General features: G+C 63.7%; 21 protein-coding genes. 9 read left to right on the top strand and 12 right to left on the bottom strand.

The features are described from left to right. Nucleotides 1–11: 11 nt before the first annotated feature. Nucleotides 12–647 (bottom strand): alpha/beta hydrolase, encoded by a 636-nt coding sequence (locus tag DN387_RS00735; protein WP_054914842.1) that lies wholly within the window; start codon nt 645–647, stop codon nt 12–14. Nucleotides 648–784: 137 nt separating this feature from the next. On the opposite strand from DN387_RS00735, the gene DN387_RS00730 reads away from it, so the two are divergent. Next, nucleotides 785–1,216 carry a YhcB family protein gene (locus DN387_RS00730; protein WP_043862040.1) on the top strand — a complete coding sequence of 144 codons (432 nt, stop codon included), beginning with the start codon at nt 785–787 and terminating at the stop codon, nt 1,214–1,216. A 129-nt stretch (nt 1,217–1,345) separates the two neighbouring features. Here DN387_RS00730 and mdeB read toward each other — a convergent pair whose 3' ends face one another. Both mdeB and DN387_RS00720 read right to left on the bottom strand, forming a co-directional pair. Beyond that, nucleotides 1,346–4,027 carry an alpha-ketoglutarate dehydrogenase gene (mdeB, locus tag DN387_RS00725; protein ID WP_054914843.1) on the bottom strand — a complete coding sequence of 894 codons (2,682 nt, stop codon included), beginning with the start codon at nt 4,025–4,027 and terminating at the stop codon, nt 1,346–1,348. 25 nt (nt 4,028–4,052) lie between these two features. Further along, nucleotides 4,053–5,249: a methionine gamma-lyase gene (locus tag DN387_RS00720; RefSeq protein WP_043861022.1), complete on the bottom strand. Its 1,197-nt coding sequence runs from the start codon at nt 5,247–5,249 to the stop codon at nt 4,053–4,055. 127 nt (nt 5,250–5,376) lie between these two features. Here DN387_RS00720 and DN387_RS00715 point away from each other — a divergent pair, with 127 nt between their 5' ends. Next, nucleotides 5,377–5,856, top strand: coding sequence for an Lrp/AsnC family transcriptional regulator (locus DN387_RS00715; protein WP_043861021.1), 480 nt, complete (start codon nt 5,377–5,379; stop codon nt 5,854–5,856). 155 nt (nt 5,857–6,011) lie between these two features. Here DN387_RS00715 and cysN read toward each other — a convergent pair whose 3' ends face one another. The 3 genes from cysN to DN387_RS00700 form a co-directional block, all read right to left on the bottom strand. Beyond that, on the bottom strand, nt 6,012–7,913 hold the full coding sequence (cysN, locus tag DN387_RS00710; protein WP_054914844.1) for a sulfate adenylyltransferase subunit CysN: 1,902 nt from the start codon (nt 7,911–7,913) through the stop codon (nt 6,012–6,014). A 14-nt stretch (nt 7,914–7,927) separates the two neighbouring features. Beyond that, nucleotides 7,928–8,845: a sulfate adenylyltransferase subunit CysD gene (gene cysD / locus DN387_RS00705; RefSeq protein WP_054914845.1), complete on the bottom strand. Its 918-nt coding sequence runs from the start codon at nt 8,843–8,845 to the stop codon at nt 7,928–7,930. A 136-nt stretch (nt 8,846–8,981) separates the two neighbouring features. Next, on the bottom strand, nt 8,982–9,740 hold the full coding sequence (locus tag DN387_RS00700) for a Nif3-like dinuclear metal center hexameric protein (RefSeq protein ID WP_043861018.1): 759 nt from the start codon (nt 9,738–9,740) through the stop codon (nt 8,982–8,984). 240 nt (nt 9,741–9,980) lie between these two features. On the opposite strand from DN387_RS00700, the gene algW reads away from it, so the two are divergent. The 5 genes from algW (at nt 9,981) to DN387_RS00675 (ending at nt 15,357) form a co-directional block, all read left to right on the top strand. After that, entirely contained in the window at nt 9,981–11,138 is a 1,158-nt protein-coding gene (algW, locus tag DN387_RS00695; protein ID WP_043861017.1) for a Do family serine endopeptidase AlgW, read from the top strand. 149 nt (nt 11,139–11,287) lie between these two features. Beyond that, nucleotides 11,288–11,947 carry an alpha/beta hydrolase gene (locus DN387_RS00690; protein ID WP_043861016.1) on the top strand — a complete coding sequence of 220 codons (660 nt, stop codon included), beginning with the start codon at nt 11,288–11,290 and terminating at the stop codon, nt 11,945–11,947. 123 nt (nt 11,948–12,070) lie between these two features. Next, entirely contained in the window at nt 12,071–13,516 is a 1,446-nt protein-coding gene (gene rhlB / locus DN387_RS00685; protein ID WP_229590058.1) for an ATP-dependent RNA helicase RhlB, read from the top strand. 196 nt (nt 13,517–13,712) lie between these two features. Further along, nucleotides 13,713–14,657, top strand: a complete 945-nt coding sequence (locus tag DN387_RS00680; RefSeq protein WP_043861015.1) for an ornithine cyclodeaminase family protein — start codon at nt 13,713–13,715, stop codon at nt 14,655–14,657. A gap of 73 nt (nt 14,658–14,730) precedes the next feature. Continuing rightward, nucleotides 14,731–15,357, top strand: coding sequence for a transcriptional regulator (locus DN387_RS00675; RefSeq protein ID WP_054914846.1), 627 nt, complete (start codon nt 14,731–14,733; stop codon nt 15,355–15,357). A gap of 28 nt (nt 15,358–15,385) precedes the next feature. On the opposite strand, the gene DN387_RS00670 is transcribed toward DN387_RS00675, so the two are convergent. The 6 genes from DN387_RS00670 to DN387_RS00645 all read right to left on the bottom strand — a co-directional run bounded on the left by DN387_RS00670 (nt 15,386) and on the right by DN387_RS00645 (nt 20,454). Beyond that, nucleotides 15,386–16,165 carry an ABC transporter substrate-binding protein gene (locus DN387_RS00670; protein WP_054914847.1) on the bottom strand — a complete coding sequence of 260 codons (780 nt, stop codon included), beginning with the start codon at nt 16,163–16,165 and terminating at the stop codon, nt 15,386–15,388. 177 nt (nt 16,166–16,342) lie between these two features. Then, the gene (gene moaE / locus DN387_RS00665) at nt 16,343–16,789 is read right to left on the bottom strand and encodes a molybdopterin synthase catalytic subunit MoaE (RefSeq protein ID WP_054914848.1); all 447 of its coding nucleotides are present in this window, start codon (nt 16,787–16,789) and stop codon (nt 16,343–16,345) included. A gap of 1 nt (nt 16,790) precedes the next feature. Further along, nucleotides 16,791–17,036, bottom strand: a complete 246-nt coding sequence (locus DN387_RS00660) for a MoaD/ThiS family protein (protein WP_043861011.1) — start codon at nt 17,034–17,036, stop codon at nt 16,791–16,793. After that, a complete protein-coding gene (gene moaC, locus DN387_RS00655; protein ID WP_043861010.1) occupies nt 17,033–17,506 on the bottom strand; it encodes a cyclic pyranopterin monophosphate synthase MoaC in 474 nt (157 codons plus the stop codon). Before moaC ends, DN387_RS00660 begins: the two co-directional genes overlap by 4 nt. 97 nt (nt 17,507–17,603) lie before the next feature. Beyond that, a complete protein-coding gene (locus DN387_RS00650) occupies nt 17,604–18,998 on the bottom strand; it encodes a PhoH family protein (protein ID WP_043861009.1) in 1,395 nt (464 codons plus the stop codon). 337 nt (nt 18,999–19,335) lie between these two features. Then, a complete protein-coding gene (locus DN387_RS00645; protein WP_054914928.1) occupies nt 19,336–20,454 on the bottom strand; it encodes a polysaccharide deacetylase family protein in 1,119 nt (372 codons plus the stop codon). 132 nt (nt 20,455–20,586) lie between these two features. Between DN387_RS00645 and yaaA the strand changes: the two genes are divergently transcribed. Then, on the top strand, nt 20,587–21,366 hold the full coding sequence (yaaA, locus tag DN387_RS00640; protein ID WP_054914849.1) for a peroxide stress protein YaaA: 780 nt from the start codon (nt 20,587–20,589) through the stop codon (nt 21,364–21,366). Nucleotides 21,367–22,162: 796 nt separating this feature from the next. Next, nucleotides 22,163–23,479 carry a nucleotide sugar dehydrogenase gene (locus tag DN387_RS00635; protein WP_043861007.1) on the top strand — a complete coding sequence of 439 codons (1,317 nt, stop codon included), beginning with the start codon at nt 22,163–22,165 and terminating at the stop codon, nt 23,477–23,479. Nucleotides 23,480–23,515: the final 36 nt, after the last annotated feature.

Here is a 23,515-nt window from a genome sequence, read left to right as displayed (position 1 = left end):
TCAGGCTTGTATCAGTTCGAAAGGCGTGGCAGCACCAGATCCTTGAGGTCGGTCAGCTTGCCGTGAAAAAAGTGACCGCATTCTGCCACTTTCAGCAGCTCATGGGGGCGCGCCAGTGCATCGGACCAGGCGTAGACGATCTGCGGATCGATCACCTCGTCGGTTTCGGGCTGGATCACGCTCAAGGCACCTGCCTGCGGCAGACCGTCGGTACCGCCAAGGCGCATCACTGCCGGGGCTACCATGAACAGGTGCTTGAGCGTGACGCCCTGGGCTTCGAGCCGGCCGCCGAGGCTGGCCGCGACGAAGCCGCCGAAGGAGAAGCCCATCAGCGTCAAAGGTAATTCGGGATGTTTTTCGCGCAGCCAGGCTGCAGCGGCCTGTGCATCGTCGACTTCGCCGCTGCCCATGTCATGGCTGCCAGCGCTCTGGCCTACACCGCGGTAGTTGAAGCGCAGGGTGATGTAGCCGGCATCGCGTGCGGTGCGCTGCAGCATCGACACCACCTTGTTGGTCATGGTGCCGCCCTGCACGGGGTTGGGGTGGCACAGCAGGACGATGCCGCGCGGGTCTGCCACGTCCAGGTACAGGGCTTCCAGCTGGCCAACCGGGCCATCGATGAATACGGGGGTTTCGCGGATAAGCAAGGGTGAACTCCGTGACCTCTGGAGGGGTCGACTCGTCTAGCTGATGATTCTGTCTGAGATATTTGCGATCGCTCGCGGTATACAGCGCAGGTCCGAGCCGTTAACGTAAAGCAAAGCCGTTTATAGAGGAAGGACTCGTGGAACTCTCGCTCTTAGTTTGGTTGTTGCCGACCCTGGCCCTGGTAGTGGGTGTAGTCGTTGGTTTCCTGGTCGCCCGCCTCTTGCCCAATGCCGCCCCGAGCAGCACCCAGCGGCAGCTGGACGATATCCAGGAACGTTTTGACAGTTATCAGAGTGAAGTGGTGACCCATTTCAACAGCACCGCGGCGCTGGTCAAGAAGCTGACCCAGAGCTACCAGGAAGTGCAGGACCACCTGGCCGAAGGCGCCAACCGTCTGGCCCTGGACGAACAGACCCGTCAGCGCCTGCTGGCCGCACTGCACTCCGAGGCGCAGGGCCCGCGTGACCGTCTGACCCCGCCCAAGGACACCGAAGTGCCACGCGACTACGCGCCCAAGGCACCGAACACCCCGGGCATGCTGGATGAGCATTACGGGCTCAAGCGCTGATCGCAGCGGCCCCGTCACTGGCATGGCGCGCTCCTTCTGGAGCCGGCCTTGCCGGCGAATGCCACACCCAACCATCTGACACAAAGAAAAAAGGGGCCGATCACCGGCCCCTTTTTTCATCCCCTCACATCAACGATACCAGGGGCCCGCCGCATCCAGCGCCGGATACCTGGCCCGTGCCTGCGCCATCACATCGACGTCCAGCAGCCCGTCATCCACCAGCGCCTGCAAGCTGGCCAGCACCACACTGAAGCGGTCCACCTCGAAGAACTGGCGCAACCGCTGGCGCGTATCGCTGCGCCCGAAGCCGTCGGTGCCCAGCGTCACGTACGGCGCCGGCACGTACTCGGCAATCAGTTGTGGCCAGGCACGAACATAATCGGTCGCGGCAATCACCGGCGCATCCCCCACCAGGCATTGCGCCAGATGGCTGCTGCCGCCCAGCCCCAGACGCTGCCCGCGCTGCACATCCCGTGCATCACGCGCCAGTTCGCTGAAGCTGGTCACACTGAACACCTCGCTGGCGATGCCCCAGTCCGCCGCCAGCAGCTCGCTCGCGGCGATCACCTCGCGCAGGATCGCCCCGGAGCCCAGCAGGCGAACCCGCCCCAGTGCATGCTCCACCGGCTGTTCGGCAAACCGGTACATCCCGCGCAACACTGCCGCATGTGCTTCAGGTGGCAGGGAGGGGTGTGGATAACTTTCATTCATCACCGCCACATAGTGAAACTCGTCGCACTGCTCCACCAGCATGCGCCGCGCCGCGTGTTCCAGAAGCACCGCCAGTTCGCCGGCAAAGCACGGCTCCCAGGCGCGGCAGTTGGGCACCATGGCCGCCATCACCAGGCTCGAGCCATCCTGGTGCTGCAAGCCTTCGCCGCCCAGGGTGGTGCGCCCTGCCGTGGCCCCCAGCAGCAGACCACGTGCACGCTGGTCGGCCGCCGCCCATATCAGGTCGCCGACCCGCTGGAAGCCGAACATCGAGTAATAGATGTACACCGGCAACATCGGCTCGCCATGCACCGCATAGGAGGTGGCCGCCGCTACCCAGGACGACAGGGCCCCGGCCTCGGTGATGCCCTCCTCCAGCAACTGACCATCGCGCGACTCCCTGTAGGAAAGCAGCGAACTGGCATCTTCGGGTTCGTAGCGCTGCCCATGGGGCGAGTAGATGCCGATCTGCCGGAACAGGCTGGCCATGCCGAAGGTGCGCGCTTCATCGGCGACAATCGGCACCACCCGCGGCCCCAGTTCCGGGGCCTTGAGCCAGGCACCGAGCATGCGCACCGCAGCCATGGTGGTGGACATCTCCTTGCCCTCGGCGTGCAGCGCAAAACCGCCCATCACCTCCAGCGCCGGTACCGGCAGCGTGCGCGCCTGGGGCCGCCGCGACGGCAGGCTGCCGCCCAGGGCATTGCGCCGCTCGCGCAGGTAGCGCATCTCCCGGCTGTTTTCGTCCGGCCGGTAGAACTGCAACTGCTCCACCTGCGCATCGCTCAAGGGCAGGTGGAAGCGGTCACGGAAGGCCAGCAGCGCCTGCACGTCGAGCTTCTTGGCCTGGTGCGCGGTCATGCGCGACTCGCCGGCCGCACTCATGCCGTAGCCCTTCTTGGTCTTGGCCAGGATCACCGTCGGCCGGCCCTTGCACGCCTTGGCGGCGGCAAAGGCGGCATACAGCTTGCGAAAATCATGGCCACCGCGCTTGAGCGCGTTGATCTCGGCCGAGCTCATGTGCTCGACCAGGCGCTGCAAGGCCGGGTGCTGGTTGAAGAAGTGTTCGAGGTTGTAGGCGCCGTCATTGGCCCCCAGGGTCTGGAACTGGCCGTCGGGGGTTGCCGCCAGCTGGCGCAGCAGCACGTGCTCGCTGTCGCGGGCAAACAGCGCATCCCATTCCGAGCCCCACAACACCTTGATCACGTTCCAGCCGGCGCCGCTGAACAGCGACTCCAGCTCCTGGATGATCTGGCCATTGCCACGCACCGGACCATCCAGGCGCTGCAGGTTGCAGTTGACGATGAAGGTCAGGTTGTCGAGTTGCTCACGGGCCGCCAGCGTCAGCCCGGCGATGGATTCGGGCTCGTCCATCTCGCCATCGCCGAACACGCCCCACACATGGCGCTGGGCGGTATCGGCCAGGCCGCGGTGCTGCAGGTAGCGCATGAAGCGCGCCTGGTACACGGCGTTTAGCGGACCGATGCCCATCGACCCGGTGGGAAACTGCCAGAAGTCGGGCATCAGCCACGGGTGCGGGTAGGAGCACAGGCCATCGCCTGCGACCTCCTGCCGATAGCTGGCCAGCTGAGCCTCGCTCAGGCGCCCTTCAAGAAAGGCCCGGGCATAGATGCCGGGCGCCGAGTGTGGCTGGAAGAACACCAGGTCGGCCGTGCGCTGCTCGCCGCCCTCCTCGCCGCGAAAAAAATGCTGAAACCCCACCTCGAAGATCTCTGCGGCCGAAGCGTAACTGGCGATGTGCCCGCCCAGGTCACCGTAGGCATGGTTGGCACGCACCACCATCGCCAGGGCATTCCAGCGCAGGATGCTGGTGATGCGCTCGTCCAGTTCCAGGTCGCCCGGGTAGGCGCCCTGATGTTCGAGCGACAGGGTGTTGCGGTACGCCGAGTACGGCTGGGCACCACGCTCCAGGCCCAGTTCGCGGGCATGCGCCTCCAACTGTTCGAGCAGAAACCGCGCGCGGGCCGGGCCGCAGTGCGCCAGGGTCGACTCCAGCGCCTCCAACCACTCTGCAGTTTCGCCAGGGTCGCTGTCACCGGGCACGCCGTCGCCAGGCACAAGGTTCATCATTGCCACCATTGCATTGACCTCATCCGTGACGGGTTCAGGCACTCGCCTTGAGTGCCTGTTGCACATCGGCCAGCAGGTCGTCGATGTCTTCCAGCCCCACCGACAACCGCACCAGCCCCTCGGAGATGCCGTAATGCGCACGCTCCTCTGGGGTATAGCTGGAATGAGTCATGCTTGCCGGGTGCTGCGCCAGCGACTCGGCATCGCCCAGGCTCACCGCGCGGCTGAACAGTTGCAGGGCGTTCATGAACCGCCGCCCGGCACCGATGCCGCCCTTGAGTTCGAAGGCGATCATGCCGCCCGGCTGGCTCATCTGCTGGCGGGCCAGGGTGTACTGCGGGAAGCTCGCCAGGCCCGGGTAATGGATCAGCTCCACCTGCGGCTGCCCGGCGAGGAACTCGGCCAGCACCTGAGCGTTGGCGCAGTGGCGGTCCATGCGCAGGTTGAGGGTCTTGATGCCGCGCATCAGCAGTGCGGCGTCATGGGGCGAGAGCACCGCACCGGTCATGTCCTTGAGGCCCTGCAGACGTATACGGTCCACCAGTGCCTGGCTGCCCACCACAATGCCAGCAGTGATGTCGCCATGGCCGCTCAGGTACTTGGTGGCCGAATGCACCACCAGGTCGGCGCCCAGCTCCAGTGGCCGTTGCAGGTACGGCGTGCAGTAGGTGTTGTCGACCACCACGGTCGCGCCGTGCTTGCGTGCAATCTTCGCCACGCCGGCGATATCGGCCATGTGCATGTTGGGGTTGGCCGGCGATTCGAAATAGATCACCCGGGTGGCCGGCGTCATGGCCGCCTCCAATGCCTGCAGGTCGGCCATGTCCACATGACGCAGCTTGACCCCGAACTCGCCGATGCCGTGGTGCAGGAACGCAAAGGTGCAGCCGTACAGGGTGTTGCCCAGCAGCACCTCGTCACCGGGGCGCAGGAGCGTCCATAGCGTGGACGTGATCGCCCCCATGCCCGAGGCCAGCGCCAGCCCGGCCTCGCCGCCTTCCAGCGAGGCCATGCGTGCTTCCAGCAGGTTGAGGGTGGGGTTGGAGATGCGGCTGTAGAAATGCCCGGCCTGCTCACCGGCAAAGCACGCAGCGCCGTATTCCACGGTGGGGAAGGTGAACGTCGCGGTCTGGTAGACCGGTGGCACCAGTGCGCCGCCGTGGTCCTGGGGGTCGTAGCCATGGTGAATGGCGCGGGTGGCAAATCCTGGGAGCTTGTTGGAGCCGTGCATGGCAACCGCCTCTTGTGGTTTGTTATAAGCTTATTCCACAGACCGGCTTAAATTTTTCCAAATACGCCTACGAAAAACGCCGTTCACTGACATAAAAACAACAAGAACAGGCTATGGAGGGCAAGACATGCCTAGCGCCATCGACCGTACCGACCGCGCACTGCTGGCCGCGCTGCAAGACAACGCCCGACTGACCGTGGCCGAGCTCGCCGACAGCGTCGCCCTGACCACCTCGCCGTGCTGGCGGCGGGTCAAGCTGCTGGAGGAGTCGGGCTACATCACCGGCTATCAGGCCATCCTGTCACCCAAGGCACTGGGCTTCGGAGTGACCGCCTTCGTCAGCATCATGATGGATTCGCACAGCAAGGAGATGGCCCGGGCATTCGAGCAGCGGCTGATGGATATCCCCGAAATCGTGGCGTGCCACAACATCTCCGGGCGCTATGACTTCCTGCTGGAGATTCTGGCGCGGGATCTGGAGTCGTTCGGCGAGTTCACCCGCGAGGTACTGCAGCGGCTGCCGGGGGTGAAGGAGATCTATTCGAGCTTCTCGTTCAAGGCGGTGAAGGAGAAGCGGGTGATTCCGGTGGCACAGAAGCATATTTGAAGCGGCGTGTCCGCTGGGCACTTCCCCGGCAAGGCCTGCTCCTGCATGGCCTTGCGCTCACCGTAGGAGCCGGCCTTGCCGGCGAAGCGGCCAGCCGCCACAAAAAAGCCCGCGATGGCCTTCACCATCGCGGGCTTTTCATTCAGCAGCAGCGCTTAGATCGCGCCACGCTTGCGCAGCAGTTCCAGTACCTGCTTGACGCCCTCTTCCACGCCAACGCTCTGGGTGTCGATCACCAGGTCCGCATCCTGCGGCACGTCATACGGGAAGCTCTCGCCCGGGATGTTGTCGCCACCGGCCGAGTACAGCCCCTGCGGATCACGCTCACGGCACGCCAACGGCGAAGCTTGGACGTAAACGGTCAGCAAGCGCTCCTTGCCGATCAGCGCCTTGGCCTGTTCACGGCCTTCGGCATCCGGTGCCACGAACGCGGCCAGGGTCAGCAAGCCCGCTTCGTTGAACTGACGCGCCACATGCGCAGCACGACGCCAGTTCTCGGTACGCCCGGCACGGTCCTGCGGCAGGCCTTTGTTCAGGTCATGGCGCAGGTTCTGCCCGTCGAGCACGTACACCGCACGGCCCATGTCGAACAGCTTGCGCTCAACGGCATACGCCAGGGTGCTCTTGCCCGCGCCCGACAGGCCGCTGAACAGCACGGTGGCCGGCTGCTGGCCGAAGCGCAAGGCACGCTCCTCGGTGGTCACGTGGGCCTGGCTGCCATGCTGGCCGGTGCTGCCGTGAGGCAGTACAGGTGGCGCGATGATCATGCCTGCGCCCACGGTGCCGTTGGTCAGGCGGTCGATGATGATGAACGCGCCGGTGGTGCGGTTGCTGTCGTAGCCGTCCAGCGCGATCGGAGCGTCCAGGCTCACCTTGACCTTGCCGATCTCGTTGAGCTGCAACGCGCTCGCAGCGCCCTGTTCCAGGGTGTTCACATCGACCTTGTGGGCGATGCTGGCAATCGAGCCCGGCACGTAGCTGGTGGCGCGCTTGATGTCGTATTTCTTGCCCGGCAGCATCGGCTCTTCGGCCATCCACACCAGCATGGCGTCGAACTGGTCGGTCACCGGCGGGACGTTGTCGGCATGCACCAGCAGGTCGCCACGGGAGATGTCGATCTCGTCTTCCATGGTCAGGGTCACGGCCTGGCCCGGGCCGGCCTGCTCCAGCTCACCTTCGTAGGTGACGATGGACTTCACGCGGCTGCTCTTGCCCGACGGCAGCACCACGATTTCGTCGCCCTTGTGTACCACGCCGCTGGCCAGGGTGCCGGCAAAGCCACGGAAGTTCAGGTTGGGACGGTTGACGTACTGCACCGGAAAACGCAGGTCGGTGAAGTTGCGGTCGGCCGCCACTTCCACGGTTTCGAGGATTTCCATCAGCGCAGGGCCGGTGTACCACGGCGAACGCTCGCTGCGGTTGACCACGTTGTCGCCCTTGAGCGCCGACATCGGCACGAAGTGCAGGCTGCTGGGGGTCATGTTGATGGCTTCGGCAAACTTCAGGTAGTCGGCCTTGATGCCTTCGAACACGTCCTGGTCGAAGCCCTTGAGGTCCATCTTGTTCACGGCCACGACGATGTGCTTGATGCCCAGCAGCGAAGCGATGTAGCTGTGCCGGCGGGTCTGGGTCTGCACGCCGTAGCGCGCGTCCACCAGGATGATCGCCAGGTCGCAGGTGGACGCACCGGTGGCCATGTTGCGGGTGTACTGCTCGTGGCCCGGGGTGTCGGCGATGATGAACTTGCGCTTGGCCGTGGAGAAATAGCGGTAGGCCACATCGATGGTGATGCCCTGCTCGCGCTCGGCCTGCAGGCCGTCGACCAGCAATGCCAGGTCGATGTCGTCACCGGTGGTGCCGACTTTCTTCGAATCGCGGGTAATGGCTTCCAGATGGTCTTCGTAGATCATCTTGGAATCGTGCAGCAGGCGCCCGATCAGGGTGCTCTTGCCGTCGTCGACGTTACCGCAGGTCAAGAAGCGCAGCAGTTCCTTGCGTTCGTGCTGGGCCAGGTAGGCGAGGATGTCCTCGCTGATCAATTCGGATTGGTGCGACATGGTCTGACCCTAACTTAGAAATAGCCCTGACGTTTCTTGTCTTCCATGGAACCTGCGCCATCGTGGTCGATGACGCGGCCCTGGCGCTCGGAAGTGCGCGTCAGGAGCATTTCCTGAATGATGTCGGTCAGGCTCTGGGCCTGCGACTCCACCGCGCCCGTCAACGGGTAGCAGCCAAGGGTACGGAAACGCACTTTCTTCTTGACGATGCGAGCCTTCTCTTCATCCGAGAGGTGCTCCAGGATGCGCTCGTCATCGATCATGATCAGGGTGCCGTTCTTCTCGATCACTTCGCGCTCGGCTGCAAAGTACAGCGGCACGATCGGGATGCCTTCGAGGTAGATGTACTGCCAGATATCCAGCTCGGTCCAGTTCGACAGCGGGAACACGCGAATCGACTCGCCCTTGTTGACCTTGCCGTTGTACACGTTCCACAGCTCTGGGCGCTGGTTCTTCGGGTCCCAGCGGTGCTTGCTGTCACGGAACGAGTACACGCGCTCCTTGGCCCGCGACTTCTCTTCGTCGCGCCGCGCGCCACCGAAGGCGGCGTCGAAGCCGTGCTTGTCGAGCGCCTGCTTGAGGCCCTCGGTCTTCATGATGTCGGTGTGCTTGGCACTGCCGTGGGTGAACGGATTGATGCCCTGGGCAACGCCATCGGGGTTGACGTGGGTGATCAGCTCCAGGCCCATTTCCTCGACCATCTTGTCGCGGAAGCTGTACATCTCCTGGAATTTCCACTGGGTGTCGACGTGCATCACCGGAAACGGCAGCTTGCCCGGGAAGAAGGCCTTGCGCGCCAGGTGCAGCATCACGGCCGAATCCTTGCCGATCGAGTACAGCATCACCGGGTTGTCGAACTCGGCGGCCACCTCACGAATGATGTGGATGCTCTCCGCCTCCAACTGTTTCAAATGCGTCAGCTTGTCGACCATGGCTACTCACGGAAAATCAATCTTATGGACGGCCAGCGGGCCGTGTTCGAGCGGGCCACTTTATCACAGCACCCGATTCTATTTAGGCAGGCTACTAGAACGAAACAGTATAAGAATATGCCTTGGCGTTTTAGCCTCAGATCGGGTTCGGGCAGTCGATGAACAGGTGTTCCAGAGCGAATCGACGTGCCAGGTAATCGCCCAGCGCCTGCACCCCGTAACGCTCGGTGGCGTGGTGGCCGGCGGCGATGAAGCTGATGCCGTTCTCGCGAGCACTGTGGAAAGTCTGCTCCGACGCCTCGCCGCTCAAGTACAGGTCGACCCCTGCGGCAATCGCCTGGTCGATGTAGCCCTGGCCGCCGCCGGTGCACCAGCCCACCCGGCGAATGACCTCGTCGCCTTCGATCAGCAGCGGCTCGCGGCCCATCACGTCGCTGACCTTGCGCGCGAAATCCCGCGCCGACATCGGTTCGGCCAGCGAGCCCACCAGGCCCACCACCCGCGGGTTGGCCGGGTCCAGCGGGCCCTCGACGGTGATGTCCAGCTGGCGCGCCAGCTGCACGTTGTTGCCCACCTCGGGGTGCAGGTCCAGCGGCAGGTGGTAGGCCAGCAGGCTCAGGTCGTGTTTGAGCAGGGTCTTGAGGCGGCGCTGCTTCATGCCGGTGATGCAGGGGTTCTCACCCTTCCAGAAGTAGCCGTGGTGCACCAGCACCAGGTCGGCGCCCGCCTCGACCGCAGCGTCCAGCAATGCCTGGCTGGCGGTGACGCCGGTGACGATGCGCGACACCTGCGGGTTGCCCTCGACCTGCAGGCCGTTGGGGCAGTAGTCCTGGATTTTTGCGCTGCCAAGGTAGCGATCGGCTTCCTCGACCAGGGTGCTCAGGGCAACAGCCATGCAAAGACTCCTCAATTCAGCGGTTCAGCGTGGCACAAGGCCTCGTATAATGGCCGCCATTATGAGCCGTCGACCGTTTTTGGGGAAACCGACGGCAACTGCCCGGGGGCGCGGCGCCATGACCGTCATGGCTCGACGTGATTTAGCAGTTCCTGCACGGGCCTTGCCGCAGTATGATCGCGCGCGTTCATCTACTCCCCACTGCGGCATCGGCTCTGGCCACCTCCCAGGATTCATCTCATGTTCAAGGCTCTGCGTTACTTTGCCTGGCCACTGGTCACCGGCGTACTGATCGCCCTGCTGGTCATCCAGCAATTTCCCCAATGGGTCGGCCTGCCCAGCCAGGACGTCAACCTGCAGCAGGCGCCGCAGACCACGCGGCTGATGCAGGGCCCCGTGTCGTATGCCGATGCGGTGAGCAATGCGGCCCCCGCAGTGGCCAACCTGTACACCACCAAGGTGGTCAACAAGACCGCGCACCCGCTGTTCGAAGACCCACAGTTCCGCCGCTTCTTCGGTGACAACCTGCCCAAGCAGCGGCGCTGGGAATCGAGCCTGGGCTCGGCGGTGATCATGAGCCCGGAGGGCTACCTGCTGACCAACAACCACGTGACCTCCGGCGCCGACCAGATCGTGGTGGCGCTCAAGGACGGCCGCGAGACCCTGGCACGGGTGATCGGCAGCGACCCGGAAACCGACCTGGCCGTGCTCAAGATCGACCTCAAGAACCTGCCCTCGATCACCATCGGGCGCTCGGACAACATCCACATCGGTGATGTGGCGCTGGCCATCGGCAACCCGTTCGGCGTCGGCCAGACCGTGACCATGGGCATCATCAGCGCCACCGGGCGCAACCAGCTGGGCCTGAACAACTACGAAGACTTCATCCAGACCGACGCGGCCATCAACCCGGGCAACTCCGGTGGCGCGCTGGTGGATGCCAATGGCAACCTGACCGGCATCAACACCGCGATCTTCTCCAAGTCCGGCGGCTCGCAGGGCATCGGCTTCGCCATCCCCACCAAGCTGGCGCTGGAGGTGATGAAGTCGATCATCGAGCATGGTCAGGTGATTCGCGGTTGGCTGGGTATCGAGGTGCAACCGCTGAGCCAGGAGCTGGCCGAGTCGTTCGGCATGCAGGGCCGGCCAGGCATCGTGGTGGCGGGCATCTTCCGCGACGGGCCGGCGCAGAAGGCCGGCCTGCAGCTGGGTGACGTGATTCTGAGCATCAATGGCGAACCGGCCGGCGATGGCCGGCGCTCGATGAACCAGGTGGCGCGGATCAAGCCCAACGACAAGGTGGCCATTGAAGTGGTGCGCAACGGCAAGCCGCTGAAGCTGATCGCCGAGATCGGCCTGCGTCCACCGCCTGCACCCGCGCCCAAGGAAGAGGACTGACCGCGCCGGCCTGACGCCGCATCGGCGCAGCACTGCGTGCGGCGAGTGATTGGCACAACCGACTGTTCTGTGACAGCCTTGCACGCAACGCCAGCGATGCCTTTTTTCAAGCACGCACCCCGGCCTGCGTGCACTTTTTCGGAGCAGTCATGACCAATCCCCTGATTCTCGAACCCCAGAAAACCGCCGACGCCTGTGTCATCTGGCTGCATGGCCTGGGCGCCGACCGCTACGACTTCATGCCGGTGGCCGAAGCCCTGCAGGAAGTACTGCTGAGCACGCGCTTCGTGATGCCGCAGGCACCCACCCAGCCGGTCACCATCAACAATGGCTACGCCATGCCCAGCTGGTACGACATCAAGGCGCTGACGCCGGGTGCACGCGCCATCGACGAAGCGCAACTCGACGCCTCGGCACAGGCGGTCATCGACCTGATCAAGCAGGAACAGGCCAAGGGCGTCGCCCTGTCGCGCATCATCCTGGCCGGCTTCTCCCAGGGCGGTGCAGTGGTTCTGCACACCGCCTATGTAAAGTGGCAGGAGACGCTGGGCGGGGTAATGGCCCTTTCCACCTACGCCCCGACCTTCACCGACAGCACCGTGCTCAGCGCCAGCCAGCAGCGCATTCCGGCGCTGTGCCTGCACGGCGTGTACGACCCGGTGGTCATCCCGTCCATGGGGCGTGCCGCCTTCGAGTACCTGAACAGCTGGGGCGTCACCGTGCAGTGGAAGGAATACCCGATGGAACACGCCGTGCTGCCCGAGGAAATCCAGGACATCGGCGCCTGGCTGATCGAGCGTCTGCGCTAAAAAACGCCTTGCCTGTAGTTGTCGGAGCAATCCACTACGCCGCGCCCGAATCTTGCATTACACTGGCCGGCGTACATTCCTTAACCAATTGATGAGATGACCGTGCTCAAAGCACTCAAGAAGATGTTCGGAAAGAGCGAGGTTGAGCAACTCGCCACCGAAAGCGTTGCTACCGTGCAGCCGCCCGCAGCACCCAAGGCCCCGGCTCCCGCCGCGCCGCTCAAGGCTCAGACCGAAGCCGCCGCGCCAGCGCGCGCCGAAAAGCCGGTGGAAAAACCCCTGGAGCAACCGGCGAGCAAACCGGTCGAGGCCAAGCCGCGCCGCGAGCGCAAGCCAAAACCCCAGGCCAGCACCTGGAAACTGGAAGACTTTGTGGTGGAACCGCAAGAGGGCAAGACCCGCTTCCACGACTTCAAGCTCTCGCCCGAGCTGATGCATGCCATCCACGACCTGGGCTTCCCGTACTGCACGCCGATCCAGGCCGAAGTACTGGGCTTCACCCTGCGTGGCAAGGATGCGATCGGCCGGGCCCAGACCGGCACCGGCAAGACCGCCGCGTTCCTGATCTCGATCATCAGCCAGCTGCAACAGACCCCGCCGCCCAAAGAGCGCTACATGGGCGAGCCGCGGGCGCTGATCATTGCCCCTACCCGCGAACTGGTGGTGCAGATCGCCAAGGACGCCGCCGAGCTGACCAAGTACACCGGCCTGAACGTGATGACGTTCGTCGGTGGCATGGACTTCGACAAGCAGCTCAAGGCCCTTGAGGCACGCCACTGCGACATCCTGGTGGCCACCCCGGGTCGCCTGCTGGACTTCAACCAGCGCGGCGAAGCGCACCTGGACATGGTCGAGGTGCTGGTGCTGGACGAAGCCGACCGCATGCTCGACATGGGCTTCATCCCGCAGGTTCGCCAGATCATCCGCCAGACCCCGCCCAAGAGCGAGCGCCAGACGCTGCTGTTCTCGGCCACCTTCACCGAAGACGTGATGAACCTGGCGCAACAGTGGACCACCGACCCGGCCATCGTCGAGATCGAGCCGGAGAACGTTGCCAGCGAAACCGTCGAGCAGCATGTGTATGCGGTAGCCGGTGCCGACAAGTACAAGCTGCTGTACAACCTGGTGACCGAGAACAAGTGGGAGCGGGTCATCGTGTTCGCCAACCGCAAGGATGAGGTGCGCCGTATCGAGGAGCGCCTGGTGCGTGACGGCGTGAATGCCGCGCAATTGTCGGGCGATGTGCCGCAGCACAAGCGCATCAAGACCCTGGAGAATTTCCGCGAAGGCCGGGTCACCGTGCTGGTGGCCACCGATGTGGCCGGTCGCGGGATACACATCGACGGCATCAGCCACGTGATCAACTTCACCCTGCCCGAAGACCCGGACGACTACGTGCACCGTATCGGCCGTACCGGCCGTGCGGGTACCAGTGGCGTGTCGATCAGCTTCGCCGGTGAGGACGATTCGTACCAGTTGCCGGGTATCGAGGCATTGCTGGGGCGCAAGATCAGTTGCGAGACCCCGCCGACCGAGCTGCTCAAGCCGGTGGCGCGCAAGCATCACTGAGTCGATTGATGGACAGAAAACGCAGCCCTCGCCGGCTGCGTTTTTTTTTGCGCTGACCGGGCTGGCTCATCGCAGGTCAAGCCCGCTCCCACAGCGACAACAGTAATGATTGTGGGGGCGGGTTCGACCCGCGATAGGGTTGGCGCAATTAAACTATTTGTCCATAATAGACAAAATAGTTCAAATGGAGCGCCGCATGTCTACCCCACGCGTGATCGACCAGCCCCTGGCCCGCCAACTGCTCGCGCAGGTGGACGTGCCGCAGATCCTGCGCAAGCTGTTCCGTGACCTGGCCGCCGGCCAGGCCGTGCAGCCGCCGCAACAGCTGGTGGAGTTCCCGGCCGGCAGGGGCGACTTCATCAACTACGGCGGGGTACTCGCCGAAGACCGCGTCTACGGCGTCAAGACCTCGCCCTACATCGTGCGCGAAGGCGCGCCGCTGATCACCGCCTGGACATTGCTGATGTCCATGGACAGCGGCCAGCCACTGCTATTGTGCGACGCCGGCGAACTGACCACCGCACGCACCGCTGCCACCACCGCCGTCGCGGTCGACGCCCTGGCCCCCACCAGCGCCAGGCGCCTGACCGTGATCGGCAGCGGCCCCATCGCCCAGGCCCACCTGCACTATGTACGCGGCGTGCGCGACTGGCAGGACATCCGCCTGCACTCGCCAGGCCTCAAGGATAAAAGCGCCGAGCAGCGCGAAGCCCTCGGTGCACTCGACCCGCGCCTGAGCCTGGTGGACGACCTGCAATCAGCACTGCACGACGCCGACGTGATCATGCTGTGCACCTCGTCGGCAAAGCCTGTGATCGACCCGCGCCAGCTGAGCAAGCCGGCCCTGATCACCTCGATCAGCACCAACGCGGTACGCGCCCACGAAGTGCCGCCCGAGTGCCTGACCGACATGGACGTGTACTGCGACTACCGCCTGACCACCCCCGGCTCGGCCGGCGAGATGCGCATCGCCAGCGAGCAGCACGGCTGGCAGGCCGACGCCATCATCGGCGACCTGGCCCAGTTGCTCAGCGAGCAGGCGCCGCGCCCGACCTACCAGCGACATGCCTTCTTCCGCTCCATCGGCCTGGGCCTGGAAGACATCGCCCTGGCCAACGCCCTGTACCGCCTGCACGGGTGACGCCCGCCCGCGTTTGCGGCACACTCCCAGCGCCCTTCGCCTAGGGCGCTGACACCGCCTGGAGCCCGCCTGCATGCCGATACCGCCCCACGACCCCGCCCTGAGCAACTTTCGCGCGATTGCCGACGCCATCGCCACGCTGTTCTTCCCCCACGCCGAGGTGGTGCTGCACGACCTGCGCAGCCAGAAGATCGACTACATCGCCAATAACCTGTCCAAGCGCGAGATCGGCGACGATGCGGCCCTGGAAGACATGTTCGAGGCAGGTACCGACGAAACCAACATCGGCCCCTACGAAAAGCTCAATTGGGACGGGCAGAAGATCCGCTCGCTAAGCACCGTGCTGCGCGACGCCCAGGGCAAGCCGCAGGCCGTGCTGTGCATCAACCTGAACATCTCGATGTTCGAAAACGCCAAGGCGGCGCTGGACCTGTTTCTCTCGCCCACCCGGCTGATCGCCCAGCCCGACGCGCTGTTTCGCGATGACTGGCAGGAGCGCATCAACACGTTTCTCAACAGCTGGCTGCGCGAGCGCCAGCTGGCACTGAGCAACCTGAATCGCGACCACAAGCGCGAACTGGTGCTGGCCCTGCATGCCGAGGGTGCGTTTCGCGGCAAGAGTGCCGCCAACTACGTGGCCAACGTGCTGAACATGGGGCGGGCCACGGTGTACAAGCACCTCAAGGAACTCAAGGCCTGAACGAACTCAGGCCTCGGGCAGGCGACGGTCAGTCGCCGTAGATGTCGGACTTGAAGTACTTGGCCTGGATCTTCTGGTACTCGCCATTGGCGCGAATGGCGTCGATGGCCGCGTTCAGCTGGGCGACCAGTTCGGCGTTACCCTTGCGCACCGCGATCCCGGCGCCCTCACCCACGTACTTGGGGTCTTTCAGCTCTGGCCCGACAAACCCGTAACCCTTGCCCTTGGGCGTCTCCAGGAAGCCCTGTTCAAGCGGGATGGTGTCGGCGAACACACCGTCCAGGCGACCGGCCACCAGGTCCATGAAGATTTCCTCGTTGCTGGTGTAGCGCACGATCTCGATGCCCTTGGGCACCAGTTCCGCGGTCACATAGCGGTCGGTGGTGGTCGCGCGCTGCACGCCGATGCGCTTGCCCTTGAGGTTGGCGAAGTCGTCATCGACCTGGCTGCCGTCCTTCATGGCCAGGCGTGCGGAGGTGAAGTAGTACTTGTGGGTGAAGTCCACCGACTTCTTGCGGTCTTCAGTGATGGTGATCGACGACAGGGCGGCGTCGATCTTCTTGACCTTGAGCGACGGGATCAGGCCGTCGTATTCCTGTTCGGTCCACTGGCACTTGACCTGCATCTGCGCGCACAGGGCGTTGCCGATGTCGTAGTCGAAGCCACTGATAGCGCCGTCGGCGGTCTTGAACGCGAACGGTGGGTAGGCAGCTTCGATACCGATGCGCAGGGTCTTTTCAGCGGCGAACGACGGGGCGGCGGCAAACAGGCTCAACGCCAGCGCGGCCAACAGGGATGGGGTTTTCATCAGCGGTCTCTCTCGCTCGTTGTTGGGGTGTGTTGCAAGACAGAGGAAAAAGCGGCGGGCACAAGGCAGCCTGGAACTATTTTGTACTTATAATTCCATACTGGACTTTTGTGTATTAATTTTCAACCGATTCGCGGCACCGCACCGTTGCAGGAGCCACCCTTGCCGGCGGCGCGTCTACCAACGCCCCGCCGCGTCCGCATCACTCTGGCGCCCCTCGACCCAGCGCGGCCCCTCGCCGGTCTGCTCCTTCTTCCAGAACGGCGCGCGGGTCTTGAGATAGTCCATCACGAAGTCGCACGCCTGGAACGCCGCCTGCCGGTGCGCACTGGCTACACCCACGAACACGATCGGCTCGCCCGGCTGCAATGTGCCGATACGGTGCAGCACCTCGACCTTGAGCAACGGCCAGCGCTGCTCGGCCTCCAGCACGATCTTGGCCAGGGCCTTTTCGGTCATGCCCGGGTAATGCTCCAGGAACATCCCCGCCACCTCGCGACCGTCGTTGAAGTCGCGCACATAGCCGACAAACGACACCACCGCGCCCACCCCGACGTTGGCCGCGTGCATCGCATTGGTCTCGGCGCCGGGGTCGAACGCGGCGGCCTGCACTCGAACGCCCACCTCAGCCCCCGGTCACGGGCGGAAAGAACGCCACTTCGTCGCCGTCGGCCACCGGCTCGTCGAGCCTACACAACTCCTGGTTGCGCGCGCACATCAGGTTCTGCTCGCCCAGCATCGCGTACCCCTCCCCGCGTGCCAGCAGGGCCTTGCGCACATCGTCGACGCTGTCGAACGGCCCGTCGAGGCGTTCGCCGTCGCTGTCCAGCGCCTCGCGATACCGTGCGAAATACACCACGTCGATGTTCATGGCGCCTCCACCTGGTAGTGCCCGCTCTTGCCGCCCAGTTTTTCCAGCACACGCACGCTGTGGATGGTCATGCCCCGGTCCACCGCCTTGCACATGTCGTAGATCGTCAGCGCCGCCACACTGGCGGCCGTCAGGGCCTCCATCTCGACGCCGGTCTGCCCGGCCAGCTTGCAGCGCGCCACGATATGCACCGTGTCGTCGCCTTCGCCAACCAGCTCGAGCTTGACGCTGGTGAGCATCAACGGGTGGCACAGCGGGATCAGATCGCTGGTCTTCTTCGCCGCCTGGATGCCGGCAATGCGCGCCACGGCAAACACGTCGCCCTTGGGGTGGCCGCCAGCCACGATCATCTGCAAGGTTTGCGGGAGCATGCGCACCCGCGCTTCGGCCACCGCCTCGCGCGAGGTGACGGCTTTGTCGGTGACGTCGACCATGTTGGCCCGACCTTGGGAATCGAGATGAGTCAGCACAGGGTTACTCCTGATCAGGAGCACCGATTGTAAACCCAGGGGTCAACATTAGGCAGCGGAAAAAACCGGGCGGCACAAGGCCGCCCGGTGGCAGGGGTTACAGGTGGGATTCGGCGTATTCGGCCAGGACCGAACGCGGCACGCCCTGCAGGGTGATGTGCACGCCGTTGGGGAAGTCCTTGAAGCGCTCGGTCAGGTAGGTCAGGCCCGAGCTGGTGGCGGACAGGTAAGGGGTGTCGATCTGCGCCAGGTTGCCCAGGCAGATCACCTTGGACCCGGCCCCGGCACGGGTGATGATGGTCTTCATCTGGTGCGGGGTGAGGTTCTGGCATTCGTCGATCAGGATCAGGCTCTGCTGGAAGCTGCGACCGCGAATGTAGTTGAGCGACTTGAACTGCAACGGCACGCGCTCGAGGATGTACTCGACGCTGCCATGGGTGTTTTCGTCGTCCATGTGCAAGGCTTCGAGGTTGTCGGTGATCGCCCCCAGCCAGGGCTCCATTTTTTCCGCTTCGGTGCCCGGCAGGAAGCCGATTTCCTGGTCCAGCCCCTGCACGCTGCGGGTGGCGATGATGCGCCGATAGCGCTTGCTGACCATCGTCTGCTCGATGGCTGCGGCCAGTGCCAGGATGGTCTTGCCCGAACCTGCGGCACCGGTGAGGTTGACCAGGTGGATGTCGGGGTCGAGCAGGGCGAACAGCGCCAGGCCCTGATGGATGTCACGCGGTTTCAGGCCCCAGGCTTCCTGGTGCAGCAGTGGCTCCTGATGCAGGTCGAGCAGCAGCAACTCGCTGTCACGGATGCCCTTGACCCAGCCGACGAAGCCCTGCTCGTCGATGATGAACTCGTTGATGTGAACCGCCGGCAGGTTGTCGGCCAGCTGCACGCGGTGCCAGGTGCGCCCGCGCTCCTGGCGGGTCTCGACCTTGTTGACGCGGTCCCAGAACGAGCCGCTGACCGAATGGTAGCCCTTGGGCAGCAAGGAAACGTCGTCGACCAGCTGATCGGTACTGTAGTCCTCGGCGGCGATACCGCAGGCGCGGGCCTTGAGGCGCATGTTGATGTCTTTGGTCACCAGCACCACGTCCAGTTCCTTGCGCCGGCTACGCAGCTCGAGCAACTGGTTGATGATGATGTTGTCGTTGAGGTGTTCTGGCAGCAGCCGGTTGGGTTCGGCGCGTGGGGTCATCAGGATCGACAGGAAGCCCTTGGGGCCGCTCTTGCCGCGCTGGATCGGTACGCCCTGCTCGACATCCTCGGGCGTGGCATCGCCCAGGGTCTGGTCGATCAGACGAATGGCCTGGCGGCATTCGGCGGCGATCGTGTGTTTGCCGGTCTTGAGTTTGTCGAGCTCCTCGAGCACGGTCATCGGCAGCGCGACGTGGTGTTCCTCGAAATTCAGCAAGGCGTTCGGATCGTGAATCAGAACATTGGTATCGAGCACGTAAAGGATTGGCTGGTTGGAAGAAACGTTACGTCCTTGATCATCCATACTCGGTCACCTTTGTAGGGGCCAGACGACGCAATACCTGGGCGGTGCTGCGCCGCGAAGTGACCGCCGGTCTCCCCCTGGCCGCGTCGTTACGGTAGGGAAGCTGCGAACAAAGGAGGGGCCATTAGTACGCCACCTGTGCTGCAGGGTTCGGCGGTCTGACTTCTTGATACCGCAAAACCCGTGACGATAAAAAGCGTTTTTACGTTTTTTTGAAGTTTATTTTTCGTTGTGCGGTCAAGCCCTTGGCGTGAGCCGCAAGCACCACTACAGTTAATGATCAAACCCCGATGAACGCCTGGCGATTTTTTCCGCCGGGTGCCGCCGCGCCCAGCGATTACGGGGTTTCGGCAAATTCCCGGCAGTTGCCCCAGCCAATCCCGCTCTGGGCCGTGTGCTGCAGCAACCAGTCGATCGCCGCCTGGGCCCTGGGCTGGCCGTCATGAAACTGGATCACCCCGCGGCGCCACAGCAGCATCAGGCTCAGCACCCGCTGCGCCGACTGCTCGGCATTCAACCCGGCCTGGTCCTGGGCGTCGATATCCCACAACATCACCTGCAGCTGCTGGCCGGCAAAAAACGCCGCACTGTCGGCGCGGCGCTGCCCGTAGGGCGGGCGAAACAGCGGCACGAATGCCTCGGGCAGGCTGCTCTGTACCAATGCCCGGCTGGAGACCACCGAGTCCTGCCAGCCGGTCCACTGCGCATGCGAGCTGTACTGCCAGCCCTGCAGCCCCACGCACTGCCCGGCATACAGTTGTTGCAGCGCCGCGGCCGAGGTCTGGTCGCGGCGCGCCTGCAGGTTCTTGCCCACCACGAAGAACAGCCCGCCAAGCTTCTGCCGGCGCAGGTAGTCGGTCAGCGCCTCGGTAGCCGGCCCCGGGCCGCCATCGAAGCTGAGCACGAACAGCCGGTCGTTGAGTGCCTGGCCATCGCGCTCCTGATCGGAAAACCGCTCCACCTCGCTGGAGGTCTGGGTAAACAGCGCCGCCTTGCGCAATTGCTCGTTCAGGTAGTACTCGTGAAAACGCCGGCTTGGCTGCGCCCAACCGGCGTAGAACGAATCGTCTGCAACACTGAACTTGCCCGCCTGCTGGCGCAGGTCCGGCAGGCTGTCGATGGCGTAGCAGAACGAGGCGTCCTGCTCGCAGCTCTGCTGGGCCAGGTCATAGTTGCGCCACAGCCGCTGCCACAGGCGCTGACGCAAGGCATTCAGCGTCACCAGGTTGACCTGGCGAAGGTTCAGGCGCTCGGCCAGCTGCGCCTCGCTCAGGGCCTCGCTGTCATACAGCACGCGGGCAAAGCTGAGGATTTCGGCACGCGAGGCCACATCGAACAGGGCCGGGCTGTCGAGTTGTTCGGGCCACACGCTGCGGTCGAACCGGGCCAGCTCGACCGGGGCAGCGTGCACCAGCGTGCTCAGCAGGCCGGCCAGTAAAAGAAGGGCTATGCGCACGATCACACTCTCCATTTTCTCGCCGCGCACTATAGCGCCAAGCGCCGCCAGGGTCTTGGCTATTGGCGCGATAGCTGGAGATCGGCGCCCCCCGCCCGTAGAATCGACGCCACGATTCAAGGAGCCGACCTCATGCTGACGGTGATCTCACCCGCCAAGACCCTCGATTACGACACCCCGCCCGTTACCCAGCGGCACACCCTGCCGCAATACCTGGACGACTCCCAGGAACTGATCCTGCAACTGCGCGAACTTTCGCCGCAGCAGATCAGCGACCTGATGCACCTCTCGGACAAGCTGGCCGGCCTCAATGCCGCGCGCTTCGGCAGCTGGACCCCGAACTTCACCCCGGCCAACGCCAAGCAGGCGCTGCTGGCGTTCAAGGGCGACGTGTACACCGGCCTGGATGCACAGAGCCTGAGCGAAGACGACTTCACCTATGCCCAGCAGCACCTGCGCATGCTGTCGGGGCTGTACGGCCTGCTGCGTCCGCTGGACCTGATGCAGCCCTACCGGCTGGAGATGGGCACCAAGCTGGCCAACGCCCGCGGCAAGGACCTCTACGCCTTCTGGGGCTCGCGCATCAGCGAGTGGCTGAACCAGGCGCTGGCCGAACAAGGCGACGACCTGCTGCTGAACCTGGCCAGCAACGAGTACTTCTCGGCGGTCAAGCGCAGCGCGTTGAAGGCGCGGGTGATCAACACCGAGTTTCGCGACTTCAAGAATGGCCAGTACAAGATCATCAGCTTCTATGCCAAGAAGGCGCGGGGCATGATGACCCGGTTCGTGACCCAGGAGCGCATCAACGACCCCGAGCGGCTCAAGCAGTTCGACGTGCAGGGCTACTACTACAGTGCCGAGCAGTCCAAACCGGACAACCTGGTGTTCCTGCGCGACCACCCGGCCGAGTAGAAAGCATCGCGGGTCACCCCGCTCCCCCCGGGATCACCTGAATCCTTGCGGGCGCGGGCTTGACTCGCGATGGCGTCCTCACAGCCCGCCAGTCGCCAATCCCGTGGCGCCAAAAAACCACCCCCTCTAGCCATATCGCCAAACGTCATAAGACCGTTCGTAGTTTTCTGACGAAATATCCTGAAATTTTTTTTCATGCTGGCATAAAAACATCCCCCTCCAAGTTTGCCCTACAGACACGGGACGAAACTGCCGTGTGCTATCAAAGTGAAAGTATCGTCAACTGTTGAAATATTAAAAAATCCTTCACGGCGACTCGGGCGAGCCTGGAACTTATCCCCTTGAGGCTCGCTCATACCACCGGTACGGATTATCTCGTGATGGATGTGAGAGATGACGTACATGACAAATGGACAGTATCAGGAAGTTTTGAAAGCACTTTTTTGTCCGCGCAATTGTTCGACAAGATTACGCGTCCAAGCCAGGAGAGAGCACCCTTAAAAATCGTCCTAGTGGTTGATTTCAAAGGATTTAATCCACTTGAAATAACAAGCACAGCAGTACGCGCAGTGGGTACTGCAATAAAGACGGATACCGTCCAGGGCTCACCCCCTAATGTAAATGGCCATTAGCCGCCAACTTGAGTGCCTTTTATTTTTCGCACTCCAATTTAATTTGCCTGCCGGCAGTTAGCGGTTTAACCGTGACACTTCCGTGCACCCTGAATTTGCTGGTCAACCAACCCGGTCTGGCGCTTAGTTGTGCGCCGACATGATAAACACATGAGGTGAATGCGATGCGTATCAGCATCTTTGGTTTGGGTTATGTAGGTGCGGTCTGTGCGGGCTGCCTGTCCGCCCGGGGCCATGAAGTGATCGGCGTGGATGTATCGGCGACCAAGATCGACCTGATCAACCAGGGCAAATCCCCCATCGTGGAACCGGGCCTCGAAGCCCTGTTGCAGCAAGGCATTGCCAACCAGCGCCTGCGGGGCACCACCGATTTTGCCCAGGCCATTCGCGACAGCGACGTGTCGATGATCTGCGTCGGTACGCCGAGCAAGAAGAACGGCGACCTGGGCCTGGAATACATCGAGTCGGTGTGCCGCGAAATCGGTCTGGTACTGCGCGACAAGAGCAGCCGCCACACCATCGTGGTGCGCAGCACCGTACTGCCGGGCACCGTCAAGAACGTGGTGATCCCGATTCTCGAAGACTGCTCGGGCAAGAAGGCCGGCGTCGACTTCGGCGTGGCGGTCAACCCCGAGTTCCTGCGAGAAAGCACCGCGATCAAGGACTACGACCAGCCGCCGATGACTGTCATCGGTGAACTCGACCGCGCCAGCGGCGACGTGCTGCAGGCCCTCTACGAAGAGCTCGACGCCCCGATCATCCGCAAGGACATCGAAGTGGCCGAGATGATCAAGTACACCTGCAACGTGTGGCACGCCACCAAGGTCACCTTCGCCAACGAGATCGGCAACATCGCCAAGGCCTGCGGCGTCGATGGCCGCGAAGTGATGGAAGTGGTGTGCCAGGACAAGGCCCTGAACCTGTCGCAGTACTACATGCGCCCAGGCTTCGCCTTCGGCGGCTCGTGCCTGCCCAAGGACGTGCGCGCCCTCACCTACCGCGCCGGCAGCCTGGACGTGAAGGCGCCGCTGCTCAACTCGCTGATGACCAGCAACGAGTCCCAGGTGCAGAACGCCTTCGACATCATCGAAAGCCACGACAAGCGCAAGGTTGCCCTGCTGGGCCTGAGCTTCAAGGCCGGCACCGACGACCTGCGCGAGAGCCCGCTGGTGGAACTGGCCGAACGCCTGATCGGCAAGGGCTACGAGCTCAACATCTACGACAGCAACGTCGAGTACGCCCGCGTGCACGGCGCCAACAAGGACTACATCGAGTCGAAGATCCCCCACGTCTCGTCTCTGCTCAACGCCGACTTCGAGCAGGTGATCAACCACGCCGACGTGATCGTGCTGGGTAACCGCGACGAGAAGTTCCGTGCGCTGGCGCAACAGGCCCCGGCCGGCAAGCAGGTCATCGACCTGGTCGGCTTCATGGGCAAGCCGACCTGCCCCACGAGCCGCACCGAAGGCATCTGCTGGTAACAGCAGCCACTGCACGGGGTCGCCCCAGCCCCGTGC

The sequence above is a fragment of the Pseudomonas sp. FBF18 genome, assembly GCF_024261405.1.
GTDB lineage: Bacteria > Pseudomonadota > Gammaproteobacteria > Pseudomonadales > Pseudomonadaceae > Aquipseudomonas > Aquipseudomonas palmensis.
Note: the sequence above shows the minus strand (reverse complement) of the source record. Positions and strands in the feature narration are given on the sequence as shown.

Excerpts from the sequence above, each read along its gene's own strand:
- yaaA (WP_054914849.1), top strand. The coding sequence starts at position 20,587 with ATGCTGACGGTGATCTCACCCGCCAAGACCCTCGATTACGACACCCCG.
- DN387_RS00690 (WP_043861016.1), top strand. The coding sequence starts at position 11,288 with ATGACCAATCCCCTGATTCTCGAACCCCAGAAAACCGCCGACGCCTGT.
- cysD (WP_054914845.1), bottom strand. The coding sequence starts at position 8,845 with ATGGTCGACAAGCTGACGCATTTGAAACAGTTGGAGGCGGAGAGCATC.
- cysN (WP_054914844.1), bottom strand. The coding sequence starts at position 7,913 with ATGTCGCACCAATCCGAATTGATCAGCGAGGACATCCTCGCCTACCTG.
- DN387_RS00650 (WP_043861009.1), bottom strand. The coding sequence starts at position 18,998 with ATGGATGATCAAGGACGTAACGTTTCTTCCAACCAGCCAATCCTTTAC.
- mdeB (WP_054914843.1), bottom strand. The coding sequence starts at position 4,027 with ATGGTGGCAATGATGAACCTTGTGCCTGGCGACGGCGTGCCCGGTGAC.
- DN387_RS00675 (WP_054914846.1), top strand. The coding sequence starts at position 14,731 with ATGCCGATACCGCCCCACGACCCCGCCCTGAGCAACTTTCGCGCGATT.
- DN387_RS00680 (WP_043861015.1), top strand. The coding sequence starts at position 13,713 with ATGTCTACCCCACGCGTGATCGACCAGCCCCTGGCCCGCCAACTGCTC.
- DN387_RS00720 (WP_043861022.1), bottom strand. The coding sequence starts at position 5,249 with ATGCACGGCTCCAACAAGCTCCCAGGATTTGCCACCCGCGCCATTCAC.
- DN387_RS00715 (WP_043861021.1), top strand. The coding sequence starts at position 5,377 with ATGCCTAGCGCCATCGACCGTACCGACCGCGCACTGCTGGCCGCGCTG.
- DN387_RS00700 (WP_043861018.1), bottom strand. The coding sequence starts at position 9,740 with ATGGCTGTTGCCCTGAGCACCCTGGTCGAGGAAGCCGATCGCTACCTT.
- rhlB (WP_229590058.1), top strand. The coding sequence starts at position 12,071 with ATGTTCGGAAAGAGCGAGGTTGAGCAACTCGCCACCGAAAGCGTTGCT.
- DN387_RS00660 (WP_043861011.1), bottom strand. The coding sequence starts at position 17,036 with ATGAACATCGACGTGGTGTATTTCGCACGGTATCGCGAGGCGCTGGAC.
- DN387_RS00670 (WP_054914847.1), bottom strand. The coding sequence starts at position 16,165 with ATGAAAACCCCATCCCTGTTGGCCGCGCTGGCGTTGAGCCTGTTTGCC.
- algW (WP_043861017.1), top strand. The coding sequence starts at position 9,981 with ATGTTCAAGGCTCTGCGTTACTTTGCCTGGCCACTGGTCACCGGCGTA.
- DN387_RS00635 (WP_043861007.1), top strand. The coding sequence starts at position 22,163 with ATGCGTATCAGCATCTTTGGTTTGGGTTATGTAGGTGCGGTCTGTGCG.